Source organism: Halomonas sp. ATBC28 (genome assembly GCF_005937175.1).
GTDB classification, from domain to species: Bacteria; Pseudomonadota; Gammaproteobacteria; order Pseudomonadales; family Halomonadaceae; genus Vreelandella; species Vreelandella titanicae.
Genome location: NZ_VCQL01000077.1, coordinates 1 through 685, shown reverse-complemented (window position 1 = coordinate 685; position 685 = coordinate 1). Strand labels below are relative to the sequence as shown.

Sequence of the window (685 nt, the reverse complement as noted above, 5' to 3'; positions counted from 1 at the left end):
GTAATACTATCTTGGATAGTTCTTTTTATAAAAAGAAAAAAACTCCCATTAAACTCAAAAGCGATACTTGCTTATGCGACAGGCGTTTTTGAACCATTCTTAGCGTATACTTTTACACTCTACGGACTTTATTTTATTTCAGCAGGAAGCGCATCAATTATTTTTTCACTTGAATCAGTGTTTATATTGGTGTTGTCTGTTCTTATTTGCTCAGTTAAAATTAATTCCCCGCAATATTTTATATTGTTCCTTATAGGTGCAATTGTTGGCAGTATTTTGGTAGCCTTGCCAGACATCAGTAATGGATCGAATAATATTGTTGGATATTGTCTTGTTGTTGCCGGTGTGTTATCGGCAGCATTTTATGTTGTTATATCGTCTCGCCTTATTAAATCGTTTGAGCCTATCACATTATTGAGCGGACAGTTGACATTCTCCCTTATACTGTCATCGCTCTTTATTTTTATATCTAAATCATCAATTTATCTTCCGTTGGAATCCGTGATTATTGTTTTTTCATCTGGAATATTACAATATTTTTTAGCTTTTTGTTTTTACTTGAACTCCTTGCGTTGGCTCCCAGTTCATTTGGCAGGGATAATGTTGTACTTTATTCCGCTAGTTGCATTATTTTTGTCATGGTTGTTTTTGGATGAACAATTCACATTCTTACAGGGGGTAGGAT

At 34.3% G+C, this 685-nt stretch carries 1 protein-coding gene; it reads left to right on the top strand.

Annotation, left to right across the window (positions count from 1 at the left end):
• The coding region (locus tag E0L35_RS25380) for a DMT family transporter (protein ID WP_138801723.1) at positions 1–685 on the top strand (685 nt) is incomplete at both ends.